Origin of the sequence: Streptomyces sp. SM1, assembly GCF_002910825.1 — a bacterium.
Lineage (GTDB): Bacteria > Actinomycetota > Actinomycetes > Streptomycetales > Streptomycetaceae > Streptomyces > Streptomyces okerensis.
Map to the genome: position 1 here is coordinate 19,631 of NZ_NEUB01001030.1, position 23,711 is coordinate 43,341.

The 23,711-nt window shown below is 70.1% G+C and carries 19 protein-coding genes, 2 tRNA genes and 2 pseudogenes; 9 read left to right on the top strand and 14 right to left on the bottom strand.

The genetic code is table 11. The annotated features are described in order from the left end of the window. The first annotated feature begins 125 nt into the window (after nucleotides 1-125). Together B9S61_RS37190 and B9S61_RS37195 are read left to right on the top strand one after the other, a co-directional pair. On the top strand, nucleotides 126-1,106 hold the full coding sequence (locus B9S61_RS37190) for a hypothetical protein (protein ID WP_103546102.1): 981 nt from the start codon (nucleotides 126-128) through the stop codon (nucleotides 1,104-1,106). A gap of 456 nt (nucleotides 1,107-1,562) precedes the next feature. Further along, on the top strand, nucleotides 1,563-2,219 hold the full coding sequence (locus tag B9S61_RS37195; protein ID WP_258040075.1) for a transposase: 657 nt from the start codon (nucleotides 1,563-1,565) through the stop codon (nucleotides 2,217-2,219). On the opposite strand, the gene B9S61_RS37200 is transcribed toward B9S61_RS37195, so the two are convergent. Continuing rightward, on the bottom strand, nucleotides 2,206-3,345 hold the full coding sequence (locus B9S61_RS37200; RefSeq protein ID WP_103546103.1) for an ISAs1 family transposase: 1,140 nt from the start codon (nucleotides 3,343-3,345) through the stop codon (nucleotides 2,206-2,208). The genes B9S61_RS37195 and B9S61_RS37200 overlap by 14 nt on opposite strands. Nucleotides 3,346-3,624: 279 nt before the next feature. Beyond that, a pseudogene (locus B9S61_RS43630) lies at nucleotides 3,625-3,769 on the bottom strand (transposase); the annotation flags it as partial. A 118-nt stretch (nucleotides 3,770-3,887) separates the two neighbouring features. Here B9S61_RS43630 and B9S61_RS37210 point away from each other — a divergent pair. After that, nucleotides 3,888-5,132, top strand: a complete 1,245-nt coding sequence (locus B9S61_RS37210) for an RNA-guided endonuclease TnpB family protein (RefSeq protein WP_103546104.1) — start codon at nucleotides 3,888-3,890, stop codon at nucleotides 5,130-5,132. A gap of 13 nt (nucleotides 5,133-5,145) precedes the next feature. On the opposite strand, the gene clpX is transcribed toward B9S61_RS37210, so the two are convergent. The 5 genes from clpX to B9S61_RS37235 all read right to left on the bottom strand — a co-directional run bounded on the left by clpX (nucleotide 5,146) and on the right by B9S61_RS37235 (nucleotide 10,256). After that, nucleotides 5,146-6,432: an ATP-dependent Clp protease ATP-binding subunit ClpX gene (gene clpX / locus B9S61_RS37215; protein WP_103546105.1), complete on the bottom strand. Its 1,287-nt coding sequence runs from the start codon at nucleotides 6,430-6,432 to the stop codon at nucleotides 5,146-5,148. Between the two features lie 183 nt (nucleotides 6,433-6,615). Next, complete coding sequence (locus tag B9S61_RS37220) at nucleotides 6,616-7,308, bottom strand: ATP-dependent Clp protease proteolytic subunit (RefSeq protein ID WP_103546106.1); 693 nt, start codon at nucleotides 7,306-7,308, stop codon at nucleotides 6,616-6,618. Nucleotides 7,309-7,420: 112 nt separating this feature from the next. Further along, nucleotides 7,421-8,026, bottom strand: a complete 606-nt coding sequence (locus B9S61_RS37225; RefSeq protein ID WP_064731751.1) for an ATP-dependent Clp protease proteolytic subunit — start codon at nucleotides 8,024-8,026, stop codon at nucleotides 7,421-7,423. A gap of 602 nt (nucleotides 8,027-8,628) precedes the next feature. After that, entirely contained in the window at nucleotides 8,629-10,014 is a 1,386-nt protein-coding gene (gene tig / locus B9S61_RS37230; protein ID WP_103546108.1) for a trigger factor, read from the bottom strand. Nucleotides 10,015-10,179: 165 nt separating this feature from the next. Then, nucleotides 10,180-10,256 (bottom strand) — tRNA-Pro (locus B9S61_RS37235). Between the two features lie 166 nt (nucleotides 10,257-10,422). Between B9S61_RS37235 and B9S61_RS37240 the strand changes: the two genes are divergently transcribed. Further along, nucleotides 10,423-10,493 (top strand) — tRNA-Gly (locus tag B9S61_RS37240). A gap of 96 nt (nucleotides 10,494-10,589) precedes the next feature. Here the strand turns inward: B9S61_RS37240 and B9S61_RS37245 are convergent. Further along, on the bottom strand, nucleotides 10,590-10,784 hold the full coding sequence (locus B9S61_RS37245; protein WP_103546109.1) for a hypothetical protein: 195 nt from the start codon (nucleotides 10,782-10,784) through the stop codon (nucleotides 10,590-10,592). A gap of 636 nt (nucleotides 10,785-11,420) precedes the next feature. On the opposite strand from B9S61_RS37245, the gene B9S61_RS37250 reads away from it, so the two are divergent. Then, nucleotides 11,421-12,614: an acyltransferase family protein gene (locus B9S61_RS37250; protein WP_103546110.1), complete on the top strand. Its 1,194-nt coding sequence runs from the start codon at nucleotides 11,421-11,423 to the stop codon at nucleotides 12,612-12,614. Nucleotides 12,615-12,627: 13 nt separating this feature from the next. On the opposite strand, the gene B9S61_RS37255 is transcribed toward B9S61_RS37250, so the two are convergent. Beyond that, the gene (locus B9S61_RS37255; RefSeq protein ID WP_103546111.1) at nucleotides 12,628-13,107 is read right to left on the bottom strand and encodes an HD domain-containing protein; all 480 of its coding nucleotides are present in this window, start codon (nucleotides 13,105-13,107) and stop codon (nucleotides 12,628-12,630) included. 123 nt (nucleotides 13,108-13,230) lie between these two features. Next, a complete protein-coding gene (locus B9S61_RS37260) occupies nucleotides 13,231-14,409 on the bottom strand; it encodes a PP2C family protein-serine/threonine phosphatase (RefSeq protein WP_103546112.1) in 1,179 nt (392 codons plus the stop codon). Nucleotides 14,410-14,573: 164 nt separating this feature from the next. Here B9S61_RS37260 and B9S61_RS37265 point away from each other — a divergent pair, with 164 nt between their 5' ends. Next, entirely contained in the window at nucleotides 14,574-15,824 is a 1,251-nt protein-coding gene (locus tag B9S61_RS37265; RefSeq protein WP_103546113.1) for a GNAT family N-acetyltransferase, read from the top strand. Nucleotides 15,825-15,828: 4 nt separating this feature from the next. Here the strand turns inward: B9S61_RS37265 and B9S61_RS37270 are convergent, their stop codons facing one another. From B9S61_RS37270 to B9S61_RS37280, 3 genes are all read right to left on the bottom strand, one after another. Beyond that, nucleotides 15,829-16,656: an Fpg/Nei family DNA glycosylase gene (locus B9S61_RS37270; protein ID WP_103546114.1), complete on the bottom strand. Its 828-nt coding sequence runs from the start codon at nucleotides 16,654-16,656 to the stop codon at nucleotides 15,829-15,831. 46 nt (nucleotides 16,657-16,702) lie between these two features. Next, complete coding sequence (locus B9S61_RS37275; protein ID WP_103546115.1) at nucleotides 16,703-17,188, bottom strand: ribose-5-phosphate isomerase; 486 nt, start codon at nucleotides 17,186-17,188, stop codon at nucleotides 16,703-16,705. Between the two features lie 265 nt (nucleotides 17,189-17,453). Continuing rightward, nucleotides 17,454-18,038 carry a biotin transporter BioY gene (locus tag B9S61_RS37280; protein ID WP_103546116.1) on the bottom strand — a complete coding sequence of 195 codons (585 nt, stop codon included), beginning with the start codon at nucleotides 18,036-18,038 and terminating at the stop codon, nucleotides 17,454-17,456. Nucleotides 18,039-18,444: 406 nt separating this feature from the next. Between B9S61_RS37280 and B9S61_RS37285 the strand changes: the two are divergent. Both B9S61_RS37285 and B9S61_RS37290 read left to right on the top strand, forming a co-directional pair. Continuing rightward, nucleotides 18,445-19,824: pseudogene (locus B9S61_RS37285) on the top strand (amino acid permease). Nucleotides 19,825-20,065: 241 nt separating this feature from the next. After that, a complete protein-coding gene (locus B9S61_RS37290) occupies nucleotides 20,066-20,308 on the top strand; it encodes a hypothetical protein (RefSeq protein ID WP_103546117.1) in 243 nt (80 codons plus the stop codon). 3 nt (nucleotides 20,309-20,311) lie between these two features. On the opposite strand, the gene B9S61_RS37295 is transcribed toward B9S61_RS37290, so the two are convergent. Next, the gene (locus B9S61_RS37295; RefSeq protein WP_103546118.1) at nucleotides 20,312-20,959 is read right to left on the bottom strand and encodes a DsbA family protein; all 648 of its coding nucleotides are present in this window, start codon (nucleotides 20,957-20,959) and stop codon (nucleotides 20,312-20,314) included. 137 nt (nucleotides 20,960-21,096) lie between these two features. Between B9S61_RS37295 and pepN the strand changes: the two genes are divergently transcribed. Beyond that, nucleotides 21,097-23,679 (top strand): aminopeptidase N, encoded by a 2,583-nt coding sequence (pepN, locus tag B9S61_RS37300; RefSeq protein ID WP_103546119.1) that lies wholly within the window; start codon nucleotides 21,097-21,099, stop codon nucleotides 23,677-23,679. The last annotated feature ends 32 nt before the right edge of the window (nucleotides 23,680-23,711 follow it).

Genomic DNA, 23,711 nt, shown 5'->3' on the forward strand with positions numbered 1-23,711 from the left:
AGAGGCGTCACGGGCCTGTCCCGAAACGCCTTTCCTTTGTAACGGTGCGACCCCCGCCTGCCTGAAGGCGTCGCTCCTGAGTCAGGATGTCAGCGACGCATAAGCATCTGGAGGGGAACCCAGAAATGAGCTACAACCAGCCGGGCCCGTACGGCGGGCAGCCCCAGCAGCCCGGGCCGTACGGCCGGCCGGGACCTTACGGCCAGCAGCCGCAGGCTCCGCAGCCCGGCTACGGCTACCCCCAGCAGGCGCCTCCGCCCGGTCAGCCCGGCTACGGCTACCCGCCGCAGCCCGGCCAGCCCGGCGTCCCGCCGCAGCAGGCCCCGTACGGCCAGCAGCCTCCCTACGGGCAGGCCCCGTACGGCATGCAGCCCCAGCCCCCCGCCCCGGGCGGCGGCGGCAAGAAGGCCGGGATCATCGTCGGCGCGGTCGCGGTCGTCGCGGCGATCGGCGTGGGCGTGTACTTCGTGGTCGGCGGGGGCGGCGGCGCGGGCGGCCTGGAGGACGACGGCGCGCACAAGCTGTCGACGCCAAAGACAGTACTGAACGACTACACGCGCTTCGGCGACGGCACCGAGGAAAGCGGCTCCGACACCGCCAAGGACATGGCGAAGAGCGGAGTCGAGGACGGCAGCGCCGTCCTCGCGCAATGGTCGACCGCCGACTTCGGCGATTATGACCCGACGGACCCGAGCACGGCAGACGACTTCCCCGACCAGTCCGAGTTGCTGACCGCTAAGGGCATCACCATGGTCGGCGGTTATGGCAAGATCGCCGACCCTGAGGCGACACTGGACAGGTTCTTCACCACCATCCAGGAGCGTGTCGAGAAGAACTCCTCGAGTTCTTCGAGCGGCATGCAGAACGCCAAGCTGATCGGTGAGCCCGAGAAGGTCGAGATCGACGGCACGGTCGCCAAGTGCCAGTCGACCAAGAGCACCAACTCGCTGACCAAGAAGGAATCGACCGACTGGTTCTGCGCCTGGGCCGACTACAGCACGTTCGCCATGGTCTCTCCCGGTGACAACACCGGCACGGGCGTCGACAAGGAATCAGTGGTGGACCTCACCATCAAGCTTCGCGAGCAGATCCGCGTCAAGGCTTGACCGGACCACACCAGTGGGGGGCAGTGGCCAGCCGTAGCCGGGCCCCCAGCCCGGCTACGGCTACCTCCGGCAGACGGCTGGGACACCTCGGCGCGGTCATCGCGGCGATCGGTGTTTGGGGGACTTCGTGATCAGCGGAGGCGGCAGCGCGTGGGCTGGGGCACAACGGCCCGCACAAGCCCACCGCGCTGTCGACACTGCTATCGCATAAATGCCACCGCGTGGGCGAAGCCAACGAGCTCGTGCACGGTAGGCGGTGAGGCGTCGAGCTCTTGATCGTCGATCATGGTCGTGTGGTGGGGAACGCGTCTCGTGCAGCGATCATCAGCGACCGGAGGATCACGGGCCTGTCGGCCGACGTGATCGCTGAACTCGTGGCAGATCTGGGCCCGTTGTGGCATGAACGGCACCAGGCCAGACTTGCCTCCAGGCCGCGGAAGCGGGCTGTGGGCGCGGGTGCGAAGTACCGGCTGGTGTTCGTCGACCGCGCTCCTGGCCACGCTCGTGCACCTCCGGCACGCGACCACGCACGACGTGCTCGCCTGCTGGTTCGGCGTCGACCGCTCCACCATCACCCGCGCCATCGGCGAGGTACGACCACTGCTCGCCGAACGCGGCTGCACCATCAGCCCGGGTGTGCGGCTGCGGACCCTGGCCGAGGTCGTCAACCACCTCGGAACCAGTGGGAAGACCGGCATCATCGACGGCACCGAGATCCGGGTCCGCCGGCCGGCAGCCGGACGCAAGGACCGGGAGACGTTCATCTCCGGCAAGAACAAGCAGAACGCGGTCAAAACCATGGTCGTCACGGACGGCGACGGGCGGGTGACCTTCTGCAGCCCGGCCAAGCCCGGAAGCTGCGCGGACATCACCCACGCCCGCCAGCTCGGGCTGGTCAAGCTCCTGGCCGACGGACCCGCGGTCGAGATCCTTGCTGATGCCGGCTACCAGGGCCTGGGTGCCCAGACCGGCGGACGGGTGATCACACCACCACACCGCAAGTTCAAGAAGAACGCTCCCGACTGGTACGAAGAGATGCACGAGCGCCAGCGCAAAGCTCACTCCTCGAGGCGTATCCGGGTCGAGCATCAGGGCTTGATCAAGTTCCGTTGAGGTCGTGCTTGTAGGTGATGCCCAGGATGGGGAGGGCTCGTTCGGGTTGGTCGCGGATGGCGCGGGTGGTCTTCGCGATGTTGGTCGCTCCGAGGGCTTTGAGGGCTCCGATCGCGAGGTTGCGGAGGGTGGCCATGACGCGGGGTGCGTTGCCGGCGTGGACGGTGGAGGCGTCCTCGGCGAAGGTACGGTCGCGGATGTGGTGCTGGGCTTCCACGGTCCAGTGTCCGCGCAGGTGGGAGGCGAGTTCGGCCGGTTTCGCCTGGTGGACGTCGAGGCTGGTGACCGCATAGACGGTCTCGCGGGTCTCCTTCCTGCCGGTCTCTTTGCGGCGGCGGTGGACGCGGAGGGCGAGCTTCGCGTGGGGGAAGGCGATGCCGCCCAGGTTGTCGGCGATGGCCAGAGTCTTGACCGAGCGGGACTCGCGACGGCCGTGTCCCTTGTTCGAGGCGGTGTGCTGGATGGCCACCGCATGCCAGTCCAGACCGTCCAGTTGAGCCCAGGCGGTGGGCTGATTGGGCTTGATCACGGCCACGTAGTGCGCCTTCTTGGTCTCGGCCAGCCAGGCGACGTTGGCCTTCACGGAGTGCAGCGCGTCGAAAGTGACCACGTCCCCGTCCAGGTCGAGCGGTGCAAGCAGGGGCTGGAAGTGCCGTGTCTCGTTGGTCTTGGCCCCGACCTCAGCCTGGGCGAGGGTGACCGGGCAGCCGTGGGTGACGGCGGACAGCAGATGCCGGCGGGTCTGGTTTAGGCGGGCGGAGCCCCGCAGCGCCTTGCCGTCCACGGCGATCACCCGTCGCCTGCCCGGGGCTGCGGCCCTGTGGCGGTGAGCCAGCCAGGCGCCCACGGCCGCATCGAGTGCGTCGGTGTCGAGACGCTCGAGGACCCTCCCGGTCGCCGACCTGGACGGCGCATGCCGCCAGCACAGCAGGTGACGGCGCACGCCGAGCGCGGCGAGCAGCCCTGCGTCGGCGCGAGCGCCCCACTCGGCGAGTTCGTCGATGGTCCGGGCTCCCGGGACCACGGCGGCCGCGCAGACCAGCAGGATCGAGGTCAGCGAGTACCAGCGGCCCCGCCGGGAGCGCGGATCGGGCACCGCCTCCAGGAGGAATCGCAGGTCAGGCATGTCGTCCGGATTGAGCGGCCCCAACTTGGCCAACACGGCAGGGATCGGGGAAGATGAGACAGCGGACACGGGAACCCTTTTGATCACTTGGCTTAGACACCTGAATGATCACGGATCCCGTGTCCGCTCTGTCGTCCACCCCAACCCGCGGCACCCTCACGCCAGTTGGGCGATCCCGGGAACTTGCGCAAGCCCTGGCTCCAGGCTATCGGCGTAAATACCAGAAACGCGGACACAGCTTGCACGTGGGCTTAAAGGTAGACATCGCTCACACCTGTAGATGGCGACCTTGGGCGGGTAATGCACCAAGGTGGACGTGATCGCATTCGCCGTCGAACTCCTTCAGCTCCGCCTCGAAGTCCTCGCAGACCTTGCGCATGATCTCTTCGCAGCGCGTCAGCACCTCGTCGTCGAACACCCCGCGCGCCGGGGAGCTTCACCACAAGGGCAAGCGCGCCTCTCCATCACGGATGGTGAATGCGTCTTATATGCCTTTTGCCGTTCTGCATCGTGAGGAGGTGAACAATCGTAGGGTCCTGGGTGTGCAGCTCCGCTACAACTACCGGGCCTACCCGGACGCCGCACAGCGCCGCGCACTGGCCAGTGCGTTCGGGTGCGCCCGCGTGGTGTGGAACGACTGCCTGCGCGACCGGAAACAAGCCCACGCGGCAGGACTGCCGTACGTGACGTCGGCCGAACTGTCCCGGCTTCGCATCACCCAGGCCAAGCGAACCGAGGAACGCGCCTGGCTCGCCGACGTGTCAGCGGTCGTCCTGCAACAGTCCCTGCGGGACCTCGACACCGCCTACAAGAACTTCTTCGACAGCCTCAGGGGCAAGCGGCAGGGCCGGAAGGTCGGCCCTCCCCGCTACAAGTCGAAGAAGGACACCCGGCAGTCGATCCGCCTCAACACCAACGCCTTCACCGTCCAGGGCGACGGCACGGTGTACGTGGCCAAGGTCGGCAACCTCAAGGTCCGGTGGTCCCGCAAGCTTCCGGCCGCACCCACGTCCCTGACCGTCACCAAGGACAGCTCCGGCCGATACTTCCTCAGCTTCGTCGTGGACACCGAGCCGGACATCCTCCCCGAGCTTCAGACCGACGCCGGTATCGACCTCGGCCTGTCCGCCTTCGCCGTCCTGTCCGACGGCAGGAAGATCGACAGCCCTCGCTTCCTGCGCCGTGCGGAGAAGAAACTCAAGCGTCTTCAGCGGGAGCTGTCCCGCAAGCAGAAGGGGTCGAAGAACCGGGCCAGGGCCCGTATCAAGGTCGCACGCCAGCACGCCAGGGTGGCCGACCGGCGCCGGGACTTCCACCACAAGGCTTCCACACAGATCATTCGCGACAACCAAGCGGTGTATGTGGAAGACCTCGCGGTGTCCGGTCTCGGCCGTACCCGGCTCGCCAAGTCCGTGCACGACGCGGGATGGTCCGCGTTCGTCGGCATGCTCCAGTACAAGGCGGCTCTGCACGGCCGCACCTTCACCAAGGTGGACCGGACCTTCCCCTCCTCTCAGGTCTGCTCGGCCTGCGGATTCCGGGACGGCCCCAAGCCCTTGCACGTCCGGGAGTGGACATGCGGGGCCTGTGGCACCGTGCACGACCGCGACCACAACGCAGCCCGCAACGTCCTCTTCGAAGGACGCCGAATCGTCGCCGCCGGACGGACGGAGACGCTAAACGCCCGTGGAGCGCCGGTAAGACGGGCACCCGTGCCCGCACAGCGCGGTGAAGCAGGAAGCCCCCGGAAGGGTCAGACGGCCCAGGCCGGAATCCCTGGACTCTAGGTCAGGGAGCACGTCAAGCCGTCTTCTGCTCGCCGGATCCCCGGCCGCGGGCGTCGCGCGGGATCAGGGTCGGGTTGACGTTGGAGAGGACCACGTCGGCGGTGATGACGACGCGGGCTACGTCCTTGCGGGACGGGACCTCGTACATCACGCCCTGGAGGACTTCCTCCATGATGGCGCGCAGGCCGCGGGCGCCGGTCTGGCGGAGGATGGCCTGGTCGGCGATGGCCTCCAGCGCCTCACGCTCGAAGTCCAGCTCCACACCGTCGAGTTCGAAGAGGCGCTGGTACTGCTTCACCAGCGCGTTGCGCGGCTCGACGAGGATCTGGAGCAGGGCCTCGCGGTCCAGGTTGTGGACGCTCGTGAGGACCGGGAGCCGGCCGATGAACTCGGGGATCATGCCGAACTTGACCAGGTCCTCCGGCATGACCTCCTCGAACTGGTCCTTGTTCTCCATCTCCCGCTTCGAGCGGATCGTCGCACCGAAGCCGATGCCCTTGGCGCCCGCCCGGCCCTCGATGATCTTCTCCAGTCCGGAGAAGGCGCCGCCCACGATGAACAGCACGTTCGTCGTGTCGATCTGGATGAACTCCTGGTGCGGGTGCTTGCGGCCGCCCTGCGGCGGGACCGAGGCCGTGGTGCCCTCGAGGATCTTCAGCAGGGCCTGCTGTACACCCTCACCGCTGACGTCGCGGGTGATCGACGGGTTTTCACTCTTGCGGGCGACCTTGTCGATCTCGTCGATGTAGATGATCCCGGTCTCGGCCTTCTTGACGTCGTAGTCGGCCGCCTGGATCAGCTTCAGCAGGATGTTCTCGACGTCCTCGCCGACGTATCCCGCCTCGGTGAGCGCGGTGGCGTCGGCGATCGCGAACGGGACGTTCAGCATGCGGGCCAGGGTCTGGGCCAGCAGGGTCTTGCCGGAGCCCGTGGGGCCCAGCAGGAGGATGTTGGACTTCGCCAGCTCGATGGCGTCCTCACGGCCCTGGGCGCCGCCGTTCTCGCCGGCCTGGACACGCTTGTAGTGGTTGTACACGGCTACGGAGAGGGCCTTCTTGGCCGACTCCTGCCCGACCACGTAGCTCTCGAGGAACTCGTAGATCTCGCGCGGCTTGGGGAGTTCCTCCCAGCGGACCTCACTGGTCTCCGCGAGCTCTTCCTCGATGATCTCGTTGCAGAGATCGATGCACTCGTCGCAGATGTACACACCGGGCCCTGCGATGAGCTTCTTGACCTGCTTCTGGCTCTTGCCGCAGAACGAGCACTTGAGCAGATCGCCGCCGTCACCGATGCGTGCCACGGTGTGCTTCCCCTTCGCCTGTGAGACGACCGGACGACCACGTCCGGCGGCTCCTGGTGCTGCCTTATGTCCGACGGTACCTTGCCTGGCCCCCCGTTCGGGCCCCCCTTGGCACGGTTCACTTTGACGTGGACCGTGCCAAACCGTGCCAAGGAGCGGCAGACGTTACACCCCCGCGGCGCGTCAGCGCAGGCTGGAGTTGTCCATCTTCCGGGTGGTGATGACCTGGTCGATCAGTCCGTACTCCAGCGCGTCCTCGGCCGTGAGGATCTTGTCGCGCTCGATGTCCTCGCGAATCTTCTCGAGCGGCCGGGTGGAGTGCTTGGCCAGCATGTCCTCCAGCTGGCTCCGCATCCGGAGGATCTCGTTGGCGGCGATCTCCAGGTCGGAGACCTGACCGCGGCCGGTCTCGCTGTACGGCTGGTGGATCAGCACACGCGCGTTCGGCAGGGCCATGCGCTTGCCGGGTGTGCCGGCGGCCAGCAGGACGGCGGCGGCGGAGGCCGCCTGGCCCATGCAGACCGTCTGGATGTCCGGCTTCACGTACTGCATCGTGTCGTAGATCGCCGTCAGCGCGGTGAAGGAGCCGCCGGGGCTGTTGATGTAGACCGAGATGTCCCGGTCGGGGTCCATCGACTCCAGGCACAGCAGCTGCGCCATGACGTCGTTGGCGGAGGCGTCGTCGATCTGCACGCCGAGGAAGATCACGCGCTCCTCGAAGAGCTTCGCGTACGGGTCGTACTCGCGGATGCCCTGGGAGGTGCGCTCGACGAAGCGCGGGATGACATAACGGGACTCGGCAGCGGGGCCGGTGTACCGGCCCTCGGAGGCGGCGGGGGTGCGGTCGTACAGGCCGCTGCCGGGGAAGTCGTTCACGGTGTCTCCTGGAAGGGGGCTGAGGCGGTCGGCTGGGGCTGCTGGGGCTGGTTCACCGGGCCGGGGGCCCGGAGGGGCGGGTGCGGGGCCACAGGGCGCCGCGCGGGCCCGCTCAGGCCCCGGTGCCGCCGCCGCCCGGCATACCGGCGGCCGTCGGGATCACGTCGTCGATGAGGCCGTACTCCTTGGCCTCGAAGGCGTCGAACCAGCGGTCGCGGTCGGAGTCGCGGGTGATCTGCTCGACCGACTGGCCGGTGTGCTGGGAGGTCAGCTCGGCCATGCGCTTCTTGGTGTGCAGCAGCCGCTCGGCGTGGATCTTGATGTCCGAGGCCGAGCCGGCGAGGCCGGCGGACGGCTGGTGGATCAGGATCTCGGCGTTCGGCAGCGCGAAGCGCTTGCCGGGGGTGCCGGCGCTCAGCAGGAACTGGCCCATGGAGGCCGCCAGGCCCATCGCGATCGTCACCACGTCGTTCTTGATGAACTGCATGGTGTCGTAGATCGCCATGCCGGCCGTGATGGAGCCGCCGGGGCTGTTGATGTACAGGAAGATGTCCTTGTCCGGGTCGGCGGCAAGGAGCAGCAGCTGTGCGGTGATCTTGTTGGCGATGTCGTCGTCGACCGGCTGGCCGAGGAAGATGATCCGCTCGCCCAGCAGCCGGTTGTAGACCTGGTCGCCGAGGCCACCACCGATAGAAGGCTCGCCGGCGGCTGAGGGCATCAGATTCGTCACGTATCCACCTGCTCGTCTTACGACGGCGCCGGGCCGTCTCACGTATCCCTGTGGGGCTGGAGCCGTATTCGGTGACTCCCGTCCCCTGGTATTCATGGACCCTAACGCGGGGGCTCCGCCGGGGAATCCCGGTAACGGGGGTGTTCGCCGGGGGCGTAGAGGGGTGTAGCCCGCGCTCTCCGGGGCGCCGGGCGCGTTCCCACCGTGCGGCGCGCTGGTGGGGGCGGGGTGCGGGACGGCTGGGGGCTGAGCGCGCAGTTCCCCGCGCCCCCGGGGTGGTACGCCCACCCCGGTTTGGCGACAGGGCCGGGTTGCGCCGGACGATGCGCGCTCGGGGCGGGGTGCGGGACGGCTGGGGGCTGAGCGCGCAGTTCCCCGCGCCCCCGGGGTGGGACACGCCTACGCCGGTTGGCGGCGGGCCCGGGTTGCGCCGGGCGATGCGCCCTCGGGACTGAGCGCGCAGTTCCCGCGGCCCTGGGCACCTGGCCCCACCCGAAACGGGTCCGGGTTGGGCCGTCGGGGCGGCTGGGGGTGTGCGAGGGCCCCGGGGCGGTGTGCGTCCCGGGGCCCTGTGGTCGCGTCGGAGGGGATCAGCCCTCGGTCTTCTCCTCGGCGGGGGACTCGGCCTCGGCAGCGGCCGCGGACTCGGTGGTCTCGTCCTCGTCCTCGTCGTCGAGGTCGACGACCTCGCCGTTGGTGTCCTTGACCGTGGCCTTCTCGACCACGACGGCCAGGGCCTTGCCGCGGGCGACCTCGCCGACGAGGAGCGGGACCTGGCCCTGCTCGACGACGGCCTGGGCGAACTGGTCGGGGGACATGCCGGAGGAGGACGCCCGCCGCATGAGGTGCTCGGTGAGCTCCTCCTGGTTGACGTTGAGCTTCTCCTGCTTGACGAGCTCGTCGAGGACGAACTGGGTCTTGATGCCCTTGACCGCGGCCTCACGGGTCTCGGTGTCGAACTCCTCCTCGGTCTTGCCCTGGATCTCCAGGTACTTCGCGAGGTCGAGACCCATCTGGCCGAGCTGGTGGTGCTCGAGGTTGTGCTTACGGGTGTTGATCTCGTCCTCGAGCAGCTTCTCGGGGACCGGGACCTCGACCAGCTCGAGCAGCTTCTCCAGGACGCGCTCCTGGGCCTGCGTGGCCTGGTCGTACTGCTTCATGTTCTCCAGGCGCTTGCGGCTGTCCGCCTTCAGCTCCTCGAGGGTGTCGAACTCGGAGGCGAGCTGGGCGAACTCGTCGTCCAGCTCGGGCAGCTCGCGCGCGGCGACCTGGGTGACCTTGACGGTGACCTCGGCCTCCTTGCCGGCCGCCGAGCCGCCCTTGAGCTCGGAGGTGAAGGTGGCCTCGCCACCGGCCTCCGCGCCCTTCACGGCGTCGTCGATGCCTTCCAGCAGCTCACCGGAGCCGATGGTGTAGGAGACGTCGCTCGCGACGCCGTCCTCGAGGACCTCGCCGTCGACCTTGGCCTCCAGGTCGATGGTGACGACGTCGCCGTCCGCGGCGGCGCGCTCGACCGGGGAGGTCGAGGCGAAGCGCTCACGCAGCTCCTCGACGGCCTTGTCGACGTCCTCCTCGCTGACCTCGACCGCGTCCACCTCGACCTCGATGCCGGAGTAGTCCGGGATCTCGATGGCCGGGCGGATGTCGACCTCGGCGGTGAAGTTCAGCGTCTCGCCGTCCTTCAGCTCCGTGATGTCGACCTCGGGCTGGCCCAGCGGGTTCAGCTCCGCCTCGTTGACCGCGTCGGTGTAGAACTTCGGGAGGGCGTCGTTGACGGCCTCCTCCAGCACCGCACCGCGGCCGAAGCGCTGGTCGATGACCCGGGCCGGGACCTTGCCCTTGCGGAAGCCCTTCACCGTGACCTGCTGGTTGATCTTCTTGTACGCCGCGTCGAGGCTGTCCTTGAGCTCCTCGAAGGGCACCTCGACAGTGAGCCGAACCCGGGTCGGGTTCAGGGTCTCCACGGCGCTCTTCACGGTTCGGTCTCCTTGTGGCTGACTTCTCGGGTTCTGCCGGGACCAGAACGGTCCGGCCGATTCGCCGCCCGGAGGACTTCTGAGACACACAGGGCGTGCAGCTTGCATAGTAACGGCAGCGGCTACGGCACCCAAAAAGCGATCACCGGTGCGTGAGCAGGTGGGTGGTCGGGGTGGCGGGATTTGAACCCACGGCCTTCCGCTCCCAAAGCGGACGCGCTACCAAGCTGCGCCACACCCCGTCTGGTGCGACACGTAGGGTACATGCACCCAGGCGGGAAGGCCGCCGCATTCCCCGGGCGCGGTGCGCCGCCGGCGGCGCTCCGGAAACGGGGTGTGCGACGAGGGCGCACAACCCGCTACGATGCCTGTCAGTGCCGCGGCCTTCCGACGCGCGGCGCGCTCCGTGCGGGCGTAGCTCAATGGTAGAGCCCCAGTCTTCCAAACTGGCTACGCGGGTTCGATTCCCGTCGCCCGCTCTGTACGGCTCAGGGCCAGGTCAGAGGATCACTCCTCGGCCTGGCCCTGATCGTTTGCGTGGCGGGTCCCGCGGCGCGCGGGTGGGCCGGGTGAGCTCAGAAGCTGATCGAGTTGACCATCTCCGCTATCGAGTCCAGGAACCGCTGGATGTCGTCGGCCATGCCGGTCGAGGCGAGGAAGAAGCCGAAGAGCACGGCGACGATCGCCGGTCCCGGCTTGATGGAGCCGCCTCTCAGCAACACCACCAGGATGATTGCCAACAGCAGCACCACTGACAGTGAAATGGCCACAACTGATCACACCCTTGGTCGGTTCGGCTTCCCCGGCCCGGGCGACGCGACCCCGCGCACCCCGCCAGGACCATCGTGCCACCAACACGGCCCCCCCATGCGGCAGGTGACGCAACGTCCGCGCCACAGTGTCCGGACGGGCGGGTCCGTACGCGCCCGCGCGGGGCAACGGAGATATATCGCACGGCAATTCGAAGAAGTACCCGCGCAGGGAAATTCGACGGGACAGTCGCCGTCTCCACACAATGCGTTCGCAAGTGATCCGAATTGATGTCCCGTTGATGTCGCCGATGACCCAACGGGCCTTCACAGGGCCCCTGAAGGAGGGGCGAAGACGGACATATCGCCGGTGTCACCCGCCGCCCTTATGCCCTGTCCAGTACGGAAGAATCGTGACAAGTGCGGTTGTTCTCGGCGGTCAAACCCTTTACCGACGTCACGTGTTGACCATCACTTCACGAGTGTGCGCACATTCCCCGGAGAGGGGTACCCGGATCGAATACCGGTGACGACGTCGGGTGTTTCACCAAATGCAGCGGACAACGCTAGGGTGCCTCAGATGTGCCACGCTGCCTCGTCCCCCGCAAGCGCAGCGAGCCCACCGATCGCCTCCCCGTTTTCCCGCCGGGAGGGTCAGTGACGAACTCGCAGCGAACGTACGGCAACCGCAGAGCGCCGCTCCCCCCGGCCGAGTCGCTGGCGGGCGGTGTGCCGGGCCCGCGCACCACGCACAAGGAGAGCGCCCGGCCGGCGCCGCCCGTCAGACAGCGCGACGCATTCTTCGACAACGCCAAGTACCTGGCGATCGTGCTGGTGGCGGTGGGCCACGCCTGGGGACAGCTCCTGGACGTCCGGGCCGTGGAGACCGCGTACCGCGTCGTGTACACGTTCCACATGCCGGCGTTCATCCTGATCTCCGGCTACTTCTCGCGCAGTTTCGACCTGCGGCCCAAGTACGTGAAGCGGCTGGTCACCGGGGTGGTCGTCCCCTATGTCGTCTTCGAGACCGCCTACTCCCTGTTCGAACGCCACGGGAACGACAGACCGGACCACGGGATCACGCTGCTGGATCCCACGTACCACCTGTGGTTCCTGTGCGCGCTGGTCGTCTGGCGGGTGACGACCCCGGTGTGGCGGACGGTCCGCCATCCGCTGGCGGTCTCCCTGGTCCTCGCCGCCCTGGGCTCCCTGTCCCCCCGGATCGGTGACGACCTGGAACTCCAGCGGGTGCTGCAGTTCCTGCCGTTCTTCGTGCTGGGCCTGACGCTGCGGCCCGAGCACTTCCAGCGGGTGCGGCACCGCTCGGTGCGTCTGATGTCCCTGCCGGTACTGGCGGTGGCGACGGCCGTCGCCTGGTGGTCGGTGCCGCGGATGCACGTCGGCTGGCTGTACCACAAGAGCGCCGCGGAGGAGTTGGGCGCTCCGTGGTGGTCGGGTCCGGTGATGGTGTCCGGGACCCTCGCCTGTTCGCTGGTGCTGACCGTGTGCTTCTTCGCCTGGGTGCCGCGCCGCCACATGTGGTTCACCGCACTCGGCGCGGGGACGATATACGGCTATCTGGTGCACGGCTTCTTCGTGAAGGCGGGCATCTACGCGGGCTGGTTCGACCACCCGGCGCTGCGGGAGCCGCTCGGTGCGGTCGGGCTGACCGTCCTCGCGGCCGCCGTCATCACGCTGCTGTGCACCGGGCCGGTGCGGCGGACCCTGCGGTGCGTGGTGGAGCCGAAGATGGTGTGGGCCTTCGTGCGGGAACCGGCCGAGGCGGCCCGTGGCCACGCGCGGCGGGAGAACACCGAGGTGCGCACGCAGGGTGAGAGGGTCCCGGTCTAGCGTCCCGCCCGGTTCACTCCCCCAGGCCGAGAAGTGCGCGCATCCGTGCGTACTTCTCGGTCAGTCGTTGGCGGGTGCCCGCGTCGAGGACCGCGAGCCGGGCCGGGTCGGCGTTGTGCGCCAGGTCGGCCTCCTTCACCAGCGGCGCGCCCGGGGTGGCGAGGATACGGGCCGCGTACGCCTCGGGCGGCTCCCCGGGGCGTTTGGTGACCGCGAGGACGATGTCCTTGGTCCGCCGGGTGAGCGGGGCCTCGTCGAGCCACTGGCGGGTGAGCCTGTCGTCCTCGACGGCGTCGTGCAGCCAGGCCGCCGCGATCTGCTCCTCGTCGCCGCCGCGCGCGCGTACGCCCTCGGCGACGGCCCGGAGGTGCTCGGCGTAGGGCCGGCCCGCCTTGTCGGTCTGGCCGGCGTGCGCGGCGCGGGCGGTGGCCTCCACCCGGTCCAGGGTCGGCGGGGCCGGCAGGGGGAACGGGGCGCGCGGTGTCTCGGTCACCCGTCCAGTGTGCCCGGGCGGTCGCCCTGGCGGTCCCGGACGCCGCGCCCGGGCCAAGCACGGGGACGAGGGGGAGGACGAGCGGGTCCGGGCGGGCGGAAACGCGGGGGCAGGGCGCCCCGGTCAGCGGGACGCGGCGGCGGTCGGGCCGTCCCGGCATATGAGCAGCAGGGCCCGGTCGTCGTTGACGTCCTTGGCGACCGACTCGATGAGATGCCAGGCCGCGCCGTGGAAGCCTCCGGCGACATAGCGGTCGGCCGCTCCGGTGAGGCGGTCGATGCCCTCGACGATGTCCCGGTCGGAGGTCTCCACCAGGCCGTCGGTGAACAGCATCAGCACGTCTCCGGGCCGCAGTGAGCCCTTCACCGAGTCGAACTGGGCACCGTCGTACACGCCGAGCAGGGGGCCGTCGGCGGCCTTCTCCTCCCAGCGGCCGCTGCCGGCGCTGAGCTGGAGGCCCGGCGGGTGGCCGGCGGAGTAGAGCTCGTAGTCGCCGGAGTCCAGGTCGAGCACCAGGTGGATGGAGGTGGCGAAGCCCTCGTCCCAGTCCTGGCGGAGCAGATAGCCGTTGGCGGCCGGGAGGAAGGCGTGCGGCGGGAGGCTGCCGAGGAGCCCGCCGAAGGCCCCGGACAGCAGCAGGGCGCGCGAGCCGGCGTCCATGCCCTTGCCGGAGACGTCGGTCAGGACGACCTCCATCGTGCGCCCGCCGTTGGTGCGGGCCGCGACCACGAAGTCACCGGAGAACGACTGTCCGCCGGCCGGGCGCAGCGCCATCTCGCGGTGCCAGCCGTCGGGGAGTTTCGGCAGCTTGCTCTGCACCCGGATGCGTTCGCGCAGGTCGAACAGCATGGTGCCGCCGCGCCGCCAGGGCACGCCCACCCGGCTGCGGAACTGGGCGACGAGCAGCCCGAAGAAACCGCAGGCCGCGACGACGAGGACCACACCGGGGGTGACCCGGGCCGCGCCCTCGGTGTACGGGCCCAGCCGGACCGCCTCCACGATCAGCGCGGTCGCCGCCGCCGCGTACAGGCCGAGCAGGCTCGCCGGACGCAGCAGCAGTCCGCCCACGACGATCGGGATGACCAGAGCGGACGGCGCGCACCATACGGAGTCGGCCAGTGTCCCGGCCGCGATCAGCGGCACGGTGAGGAGCAGACCGACCAGCGCGATCCAGTCGGAGCCGTCCCCCCGGAAGTAGTCGACGGCGGACCGGCGCACGCCGACGCGGGCCCGGTGCCACTGCTTCTTCAACCGGGCCGTGAACGTGTCGGCTTCCGCGCGCCGTTCTCGTCCTGCTGCCATTAGTTCGGGACCCTATCCATCGGACCGGCCGCTTGGCACGGGAGGTCCTGGTTGTCCCCCCGCACGGGGACCGGAATCACAGTGAACTTCACGGAACGCCCTCATGGGGTCCCCCGGGGGAAATTCTCTCGCTCACGCCGCATCGCCCTGGTAGGGATGAGCGCATGGCGAACGAGCAGAGCGGCCCCGCGCCCGAAGTCCGGGCACTGAAGCCGGAGGAATGGGACAAGGTGTACGCGAACCTCATCCGTGCCTTCGGCGGTCCCCCCGAGACGGCGGAGGAGCGGGAACTGTGGAACGCGCTCAGCGAGTTCGACCGCTTCCTGGGTGCCTGGGACGGCGACGAGTGCGTGGGGTCTGCGGGCGCCTTCTCCTTCCGGCTGACCGTGCCCGGCGGCGCGTCCGTGCCGGCCGCGGGTGTCACGATGGTCGGCGTGGCCGCCACGCACCGGCGGCGCGGGGTGCTGACGTCCATGATGCGGCGGCAGTTGGACGACGTCCGTTCCTGGGGCGAGCCGCTGGCGGTGCTCACGGCGTCCGAGCCGGCGATCTACGGCCGGTTCGGCTACGGAGCGGCGACCTTCCAGACGGACGCGGAGATCGACACCGCGCGCGCGGGTCTGTCGGTGCCGCCCGGCACGGATGACGTACGGCTGCGGTATGCGGAGCCCGCCGATGTACTGGACGCCTGCGAGGCGGTCTACGCCCGACGGGTGGCGGAGCGCCCGGGAATGCTGGCACGCGGGCCGGGCTGGGAGCGGCTCGGGGTGCTCGACCCGGAGAGCGAGCGGGGCGGGGCGTCACCGCTGCGGTGCGTGGTCGCCGAGCGGGACGGTGGGACGGTCGGGTACGCGCGGTTCCGTGTGAAGCCGTCCTGGGGACCGGGCGGGCCCGACGGCGAGGTGCTTCTCAGCGCTCTGGAAGCGCTGGATCCGGCGGCGGACGCGGCGCTGTGGCGCTTCCTGTTCGACATCGACCTGACGTCGAGGGTGGTGGCGCGGGGGCGGCCGGTCGACGAGAGCTGGCAGTTCCTGGTGTCGGACATACGGCGGTGCGGGCCGCGGCTGCGGGACGCGCTGTACGTACGGCTGGTGGATGTCGGCGCGGCGCTCCGGCAGCGGACGTACCAGGCCCCGGTGGACGTCGTGTTCGAGGTGGAGGACGCCTTCTGCCCCTGGAACGCGGGCCGTTGGCGGCTGACCGGCGACCCGAAGGGCGCGTCGTGCGGGCGTACCGAGGACGCCGCCGATCTCACCCTGTCGGTACGGGAGTTGGGCGCCGCCTATCTGGGCGGGGTGAGCCTCACGGCACTCGCGGCGGCCGGCCGGGTGCGCGAGGTACGGCACGGCGCACTCGCGGAGGCGTCCCTGGCCTTCGGAACCAGCCGCGCACCGTGGCTGCCGCACGGCTTCTGAGGGCTCAGGGACGCTGGCAGGCGGGGCACCAGAAGAGGTTGCGGGCGGCGAGGTCGGCGGTGCGGATCTCGCCGCCACAGATGTGGCAGGGCAGGTTCGCCCTGCGGTAGACGTACACCTCGCCGCCGTGGTCGTCGACGCGCGGCGGGCGGCCCATCGCCTCGGGGGTGTGTTCCGGGCGGACGGTGTCGATGCGGTTGTCGCGGACGCCCTCGCGCATGAGCGCGACCAGATCGGCCCAGATCGCGTCCCACTGGGCCGGGCGGATGTCCCGGCCCGCGCGGTACGGGTCGATGCCGTGCCGGAAGAGGACCTCGGCGCGGTAGACGTTTCCCACGCCGGCGATGACCTTCTGGTCCATGAGGAGCGCGGCGATCGTCGTACGGCTGCGGCTGATCCTGCGGTACGCGTGGGCCGGGTCGGCGTCCGGGCGGAGCGGGTCGGGGCCGAGCCGGTCGTGTACCGCCCGCTTCTCGCCGTCCGTGATCAGGGTGCAGGTGGTGGGGCCGCGCAGATCGACGTACGAGGCGTCGTCGGCGAGGCGGAGCCGGACGGTGTCCGTGGGCGGTGGCGCCGGGGCCGGGCCGAAGGTGACCTTGCCGAACAGGCCGAGGTGGATGTGGACCCAGTCGGTGTGCTCGGGCCCGGGGTCGCCGAAGCCGAGGAAGAGGTGCTTGCCGTGGGCGTCGGTGGTGTGCAGCGCGGTGCGGTCGAGAAGGGCGGCGGCGTCGGTGAACTTGCCCTGGGGGCTGGTGACGCGGAGGGGGTCGCCGGTCACGAAGGCCTCGGCGTAGTCCTTGGCCAGCCGGTGGATCGTGTGACCCTCGGGCACGGGTCCCCCCTCGCTCGCTCTTCTTCCTCGTCTGCTGTTCCGCCGCCTACCGCTGGGGGTGGTGGGCCGGGATCGGGGGGAGATCGCCGGTGGTCTCGTACGCGGAGAGCATGCCGATCCGGCGGATGTGACGCTCGTCACCGGAGAACGGCGTGCTCAGGAAGGTCTCGACGAACTTCGTCGCCTCGTCCTGGCTGTGCATGCGCGCGCCGACGGCGACCACGTTGGCGTCGTTGTGCTGACGGCCGAGTGCCGCGGTCTCCTCGCTCCACGCCAGAGCCGCCCGCACGCCCTTGACCTTGTTCGCGGCCATCTGCTCGCCGTTGCCGGAGCCGCCGATCACGATGCCGAGGGCGTCCGGGTCCGCGGCGGTCCGCTCCGCGGCGCGGAGGCAGAAGGGGGGGTAGTCGTCCTGGGCGTCGTAGATGTGCGGGCCGCAGTCGACGGGCTCGTGGCCCGCTTCCCTGAGCCACTCGACGAGGTGGTTCTTGAATTCGTAGCCCGCATGGTCGGAGCCGATATACACGCGCATGCGACGAGTGTGACACGGCTGCCGCCGCGCGGCGGCGCGGGGTGGCGAGGTGGACGCGGCCACTCCCCCACGCGGCCGGGGCCGGGTGGAGGCGTACTCCCGGGTCGCCGTGGGTGAGCGGCGGACCGGGCGGCGCGCTCGTGGCCGGTTGCCGTCCGGGGACGTGCGGTGGGACCCGGTTCCCGCCGCCGGGGACCGGGGGACGCGCGGAGGCTCGCCGTCGACCACGACCGGCGAGCCTCTCCGCCTCGGGGACCGTCAGGGGTCACCGCTTGTCGACGAACTTCCAGGCCGTCGGCAGCACGCCCATCGCCAGCGCCGCCTTCAGGGCGTCACCGATGAGGAACGGGGTCAGGCCGGCGGCGATGGCCGCGGAGGCGGACATACCGGTGGCGAGGGCCAGGTAGGGCACGCCGACCGCGTAGATGATCGCGGAGCCGAGCACCATGGTGCCCGCGGTCCGCCAGGCGGAGCGGTCGGCGCCGCGACGGGCGAGCGCGCCCACGGCGACGGCGGCCAGCAGCATGCCGAGGATGTAGCCGAAGGACGGCATCCCCATCCCCGACTTGCCCTCCGCGAACCACGGCACGCCGGCCATGCCCACCAGCGCGTACACCGCGAGGGAGGCGACGCCGCGGCGGGCGCCGAGGGTGGTGCCGACGAGCAGCGCCGCGAAGGTCTGGCCGGTCACCGGCACCGGCGAGCCGGGAACGGGCACCGCGATCTGGGCGGCGAGGCCGGTGAACGCGGCACCGCCGAGCACCAGCACGGCGTCCCGCACGCGGGAGGCCGGGACGAGGTCGGCGAGGACCTGTCCGGATCGGGCGGACGTGACGGAAGCGGTGCTCATGTGGTCTCCGCGGGGATGAGGGCGGTTGGGGACACCGCGACGCTATACCGGTGGCCCCGCGTCGATCACCGTCAGCGTTCGACAAAGCCGCGAACGGGGGCTTGGTGGGCTCCGGACAAAGAACCGAGGTGACCGGGGGTACGGGGTGACGCCGGTCACTGAGGTGAGGTGGTGTCGTCCACACGCGCCGGTGGAGAACCTGCTGTAGGGAACCACCAAACCGGCCGTCCGGCACACCGGGCGCCGGGACGGCCGTCGGCGACCCCGCCGGCACCCGCCGGGTAAGCGGAGTGCCACCCTCCGCACCGTCCCGGTCCATATGCTGGGCGGCCTCCCCATGATCACGGGGCAGCCGCCCAGACTGGACGACGTTTTTGCCGTCTCCCGCACTGGACGAGTCGCGCCCATGCCCAGCACCACCACGCAGACGCCCCCGGAGCCGGACGGTGCCTCCCTCTCGCACGGCCTGAAGCAGCGCCACCTGTCGATGATCGCCCTCGGCGGCGTGATCGGCGCCGGGCTCTTCGTCGGCTCCGGCGCCGGTATCGCCGCCGCCGGGCCCTCATCGTCCTCGCCTACACCCTCTCCGGCCTCCTGGTGATGCTGGTGATGCGGATGCCGGGCGAGATGTCCGCCGCCCACCCGTCCTCGGGTTCCTTCTCCTCGCACGCCGAGCGGGCCATCGGCCCCTGGGCGGGATTCACCGCGGGCTGGGCGTTCTGGGTCCTGCCGTGCACGGCGGTGGGCCTGGAGGGCATCGGCGCCGCGAAGATCGTCACCGGCTGGCTGCCGGGCACGCCGGAGTGCGCGTGGGTGGCCCTGTTCATGGTGGTCTTCCGCGGGTCGAACCTCGCCGCGGTGAGGAACTTCGGCGAGTTCGAGTTCTGGTTCGCCGCCCTGAAGGCCGGTGCGATCGCCCTGTTCCTCGGCCTCGGTGTACTGGCCGTCGCGGGTGTGCTGCCGGGCACGGACTCCCCCGGCACCTCCCATCTCACCGACTTCCTCCCCCAACGGCGGCGAGGGTCTGGTGATCGGACTGCTCGCCTCCGTCTTCGCGTACGGCGGTCTGGAGACCGTGACCATCGCGGCGGCCGAGTCGGAGAACCCGGTCAGGGGTGTGGCGAGCGCGGTCCGTACGGCGATGTGGCGGATCGCGCTGTTCTACGTCGGCTCGATGGCGGTCATCGTCACCCTGGTCCCGTGGGACTCCCCGGCGGTCGTCGAGGACGGCCCGTACGTCGCCGCCCTGGACAGCCTCGGCATCCCGGGTGCCGGCCCGCTGATGAACGTGGTGGTGCCGGTGGCGCTGCTGTCCGCGATGAACGCCACCATCCACGGCGCCTCGCGCATCGGCTACTCGCTGGTGCGGCGGGGTCAGGGCCCGAAAGCCCTCGGCCGGGTGTCGGGCGGGGTGCCGCGGATCGCCGTACTGGCCTCCTCGGCCTTCGGCTTCCTGTGCGTCCTGCTGAGCTACCGGCGGCCGGACGACGTCTTCCCCTGGCTGCTGAACATGATCGGCGCGGTGATCCTGATCGTCTGGATCTTCATCGCCGTCTCCCAGTTGCGGCTGCGCCGCCGGCTCGAGCGCGAGGCGCCCGAGAGGCCGGCGGTGCGGATGTGGGCGTTCCCGTGGCTGACCTGGGTGGCGCTGGCCGGGATGGCGGCGGCCTTCGTGCTCATGGCTCGGGAACCGGGCACCCGTGTGCAGCTGTACGCGACGGGCGGGATGACGCCGGCCCTGGCGGCGGTGGGCTACGCCCGGCAGCGGGCGTCCGCCCGGCACTGACCGCCTCCCCGCCCTCCGTGACGGCTCCCGCGCGGACACGCGGGAGCCGTTGCGCGTGCCCGGAGCTCAGCGGACAGCCCTTTCTGCTGTTAGCGTGTTATTGCAAGTACATTGCAATAAGCCTCCTGTCCTCGTGACCGTCTTCTCACCGTTCACCCGGCAGGCGGAAAAAGGGAAGCCCCCGTGAGGACGTGACTCACGGGGGCTTCCGGTATACGGCATTCCGGGTCACCGTTGCGCAATGGCGACACAGAGGACGAAGAGGGACTACTGCTGGACCTGCGGCACGGACCAGCAGCACCGCCGGCTGAACAAGAAGGAGGAGGACTGGCTCAAGGAACGGCTGGGCCGGTCCGGGGTCGGCGAGTTCCGGCTCTGTGTGAACGTGCTCGACGTCGACAGCGGAAAGCAGTGCCGCAACCTGCGCACGGGCTTCAACAAGAAGCCGTTCCCCGAGCCGATCAAAGTACCCGTGCTGGACTGACCGTCACAGGTTGCTGAAGTCCGGCCCCTTGGTCCGGGTGCGCTTGATCTCGTAGAAGCCCGGTACGGAGGCCACCGCGAGGGTGCCGTCCCACAGGCGGGCGGCACCCTCGCCCTGCGGGGCCGGGGTGACGACCGGGCCGAAGAAGGCGATCTCCTCGCCGTCGGGGCCGGGGACGGCGATGACCGGGGTGCCGACCTCCTGGCCCACCTTCTCGATGCCCTCCTTGTGGGAGGCGCGCAACTGGGGCTCGTACGGGGTGGAGTCCCAGTGGTCCATGAGCGACTCGGGCAGGCCGACGTCCTTCAGGGCGGCGGCGACCGTCTCCTTCTCCGGGCCCTCGTCCTGGTTGTGGATGCGGGTGCCGAGCGCGGTGTAGAGGTCGCCGAGCACCTCGGGACCGTGCTCCTCCTGTGCCGCGATGACCACCCTCACCGGACCCCAGGCCTTGACCTCGAGCAGCTCGCGGTACTCCGCGGGGAGCTCGTCGAGCTTGTCCTCGTTCAGGACCGCGAGGCTCATCAGGTGCCAGCGGACCTCGATGTCGCGCAGCTTCTCCACCTCCAGCACCCAGCGGGAGGTCATCCAGGCCCAGGGGCACAGGGGGTCGAACCAGAAGTCGACGGGCGTGGCGGGAGACTTGTCCGGCATGTCACTCCTCGGGAAGGCGGTACCTCGGGGAGAGAACACCGCGGCCCGCCCCGGCCATTCCCGGCTGCCCCGCGTCAGGGGCACATGGCAGGATCGGTGCTGTTCATCCATGACGACGACGCATGAGGAGTCCACCCGTGCCCGGTGAGAACCTGACCCGCGACGAGGCCCGGGAGCGGGCGGCCCTGCTGTCCGTCGACGGGTACGAGGTGTCCCTCGACCTGCGGTCGGCGGTCGGCGAGCACGGCGGCGAGGGCCGGCGCACCTTCCGCTCCGTGACCACCGTGCGGTTCCGCTGCGCCGAGCCGGGCGCGAGCAGCTTCGCGGATCTGATCGCGCCGGGCGTCACGGCCGTCTCGCTGAACGGCCGGGACCTCGACCCCGGCCAGGTGTTCGACGGCTCACGGATCCTGCTGGAGGACCTCGCCGCCGAGAACGAACTGGTGGTCGACGCGGACTGCGCCTACTCCCGCACCGGCGAGGGCATGCACCGCTTCGTCGACCCCGAGGACGGCGAGGTGTACCTGTACACGCAGTACGAGCCCGCCGACTCCCGTCGCGTCTTCGCCAACTTCGAGCAGCCCGACCTCAAGGCCCCGTACCGCTTCGAGGTGCGCGCGCCCGAGGGCTGGACGGTGTGGAGCAACGGCGCCGGTGAGCTCGCCGACGGCGTGTGGCGGTTCGCGGAGACCAAGCCGATCTCGACCTACATCACCTGCGTGGTGGCGGGCCCTTACCACTACGTCACCGACAGCTACGAGCGGGTCTTCGAGGACGGGACGCGCCTGGAGATCCCGCTGGGCGCGATGTGCCGCAAGGGGCTGGCCCCGCACTTCGACGCCGACGACGTCTTCCTGGTGACCAAGCAGGGCCTGGACTTCTTCCACGACCACTTCGACTACCCGTACCCGTTCGGGAAGTACGACCAGGCCTTCGTGCCGGAGTACAACCTGGGCGCGATGGAGAACCCGGGGATGGTCACCTTCCGCGAGGAGTTCATCTTCCGGGGCAAGGTCACGCGGGCGTCGTACGAGGGCCGGGCGAACGTCGTCCTGCACGAGATGGCGCACATGTGGTTCGGCGACCTGGTCACCATGGAGTGGTGGGACGACCTGTGGCTGAAGGAGTCCTTCGCCGACTTCATGGGCGCCTTCTCGCTGGTCGGCGCGACCCGTTTCACCGACGGCTGGATCACCTTCGCCAACCGCCGCAAGGCGTGGGCGTACCGCGCGGACCAGCTGCCCTCCACACACCCGATCACCGCGGACATCCGCGATCTGCAGGACGCCAAGCTCAACTTCGACGGCATCACGTACGCCAAGGGCGCCTCGGTGCTCAAGCAGCTGGTGGCGTACGTGGGCCAGGACGCGTTCCTGGAGGGCGCGCGGCGCTACTTCAAGCGGCACGCGTACGGCAACACCACCCTCGGTGATCTGCTGTCGGTCCTTGAGGAGACCAGCGGGCGGGACATGGGCGCGTGGGCCCGTTCCTGGCTGCAGACGGCGGGCGTCAACTCCCTGACGCCGCAGGTGCTGTTGGACGCGGACGGCCGGATCGACGAGCTGGCCGTCGTGCAGGAGGCCGCCGAGTCGCATCCCGAACTGCGCCCGCACCGGGTGGCGGTGGGTCTCTACCGGCGCACGGAGTCCGGCACGCTGGAACGCTACGCGCAGGCCGAGACGGACGTCGACGGCGCGCGCACGGTCGTGACGGAGCTGGCGGGCGCGGACGCGCCGGAGCTGGTCCTGGTCAACGACGACGACCTGACGTACTGCAAGACCCGCTTCGACGACACGTCGCTGGCGGCGCTGCGCGAGCACCTGGGCTCGCTGACCGACCCGCTCGCCCGCGCCCTGTGCTGGTCGGCGCTGTGGAACATGACGCGGGACGCGCTGCTGCCGGCCCGGGAGTTCATCGAGCTGGTGCTGCGGTTCGCGGGCCGGGAGTCCGACATCGGCGTGCTGCAGATGCTGCACGCGTGGGCGGAGTCGGCGGCGGTGCACTACACCGCGCCGGGGCGGCGGGAGCAGGCGGGGCGCCGGCTCGCCGAGGGCGTGTCCCTCCAGCTGTACGCGGCCGAGGCGGGCAGCGAACACCAGCTGGCGTGGGCGAGGTTCTTCGCCCGTACGGCCGAGGCACCGGCCGGCTTCGAGCTGCTGACCTCGCTGCTGGACGGCACGGTGACCCTGCCGGGTCTGGAGGTGGACCAGGAGCTGCGCTGGGCGTTCCTGGAGCCGCTGGCCGCGCACGGGGAGGCGGACGAGAAGCGGCTGGACGAGGAGCTGGCCCGGGACGACACCGCGTCCGGCAAGCGGCACCACGTGCGCTGTCTGGCCGCCCGCCCGTCGGCGGCGGTCAAGGCGCAGTGCTGGGCGCAGGTCGTGGAGTCGGACGCGCTGTCCAACGCGCTGGTGGAGGCGACGATCGCGGGCTTCGTCCAGCCGCCCCAGCGGGAGCTGCTCGCGCCGTACGCGGAGCGGTACTTCGCGGTGATCGAGCGGGTGTGGACGGAGCGGTCGATCCAGATCGGCATGGATGTGGTCCGGGGCCTCTTCCCCTCCTTCCAGGACTCACGGGCGACGCTGGACGCGACGGACGCCTGGCTCGCCTCCCACGAGGACGCGGCGCCCGCCCTGCGCCGTCTCGTCCTGGAGTCCCGCGACGACCTGGCGCGGGCGCTGCGCGGCCAGGAGTGCGACGAGGCGGCGGCCGGCCGCTGAGGGGACCGGGGCGCCGCCTTCGGCCCCGGGGT

Coding starts and splice junctions, on each gene's coding strand:
- B9S61_RS37190 (WP_103546102.1), top strand. CDS start 126: ATGAGCTACAACCAGCCGGGCCCGTACGGCGGGCAGCCCCAGCAGCCC.
- B9S61_RS37200 (WP_103546103.1), bottom strand. CDS start 3,345: ATGCCTGACCTGCGATTCCTCCTGGAGGCGGTGCCCGATCCGCGCTCC.
- B9S61_RS37225 (WP_064731751.1), bottom strand. CDS start 8,026: ATGCCCTCAGCCGCCGGCGAGCCTTCTATCGGTGGTGGCCTCGGCGAC.
- B9S61_RS37260 (WP_103546112.1), bottom strand. CDS start 14,409: ATGGCAGCAGGACGAGAACGGCGCGCGGAAGCCGACACGTTCACGGCC.
- B9S61_RS37265 (WP_103546113.1), top strand. CDS start 14,574: ATGGCGAACGAGCAGAGCGGCCCCGCGCCCGAAGTCCGGGCACTGAAG.
- B9S61_RS37275 (WP_103546115.1), bottom strand. CDS start 17,188: ATGCGCGTGTATATCGGCTCCGACCATGCGGGCTACGAATTCAAGAAC.
- B9S61_RS37280 (WP_103546116.1), bottom strand. CDS start 18,038: ATGAGCACCGCTTCCGTCACGTCCGCCCGATCCGGACAGGTCCTCGCC.
- B9S61_RS37290 (WP_103546117.1), top strand. CDS start 20,066: ATGGCGACACAGAGGACGAAGAGGGACTACTGCTGGACCTGCGGCACG.
- B9S61_RS37295 (WP_103546118.1), bottom strand. CDS start 20,959: ATGCCGGACAAGTCTCCCGCCACGCCCGTCGACTTCTGGTTCGACCCC.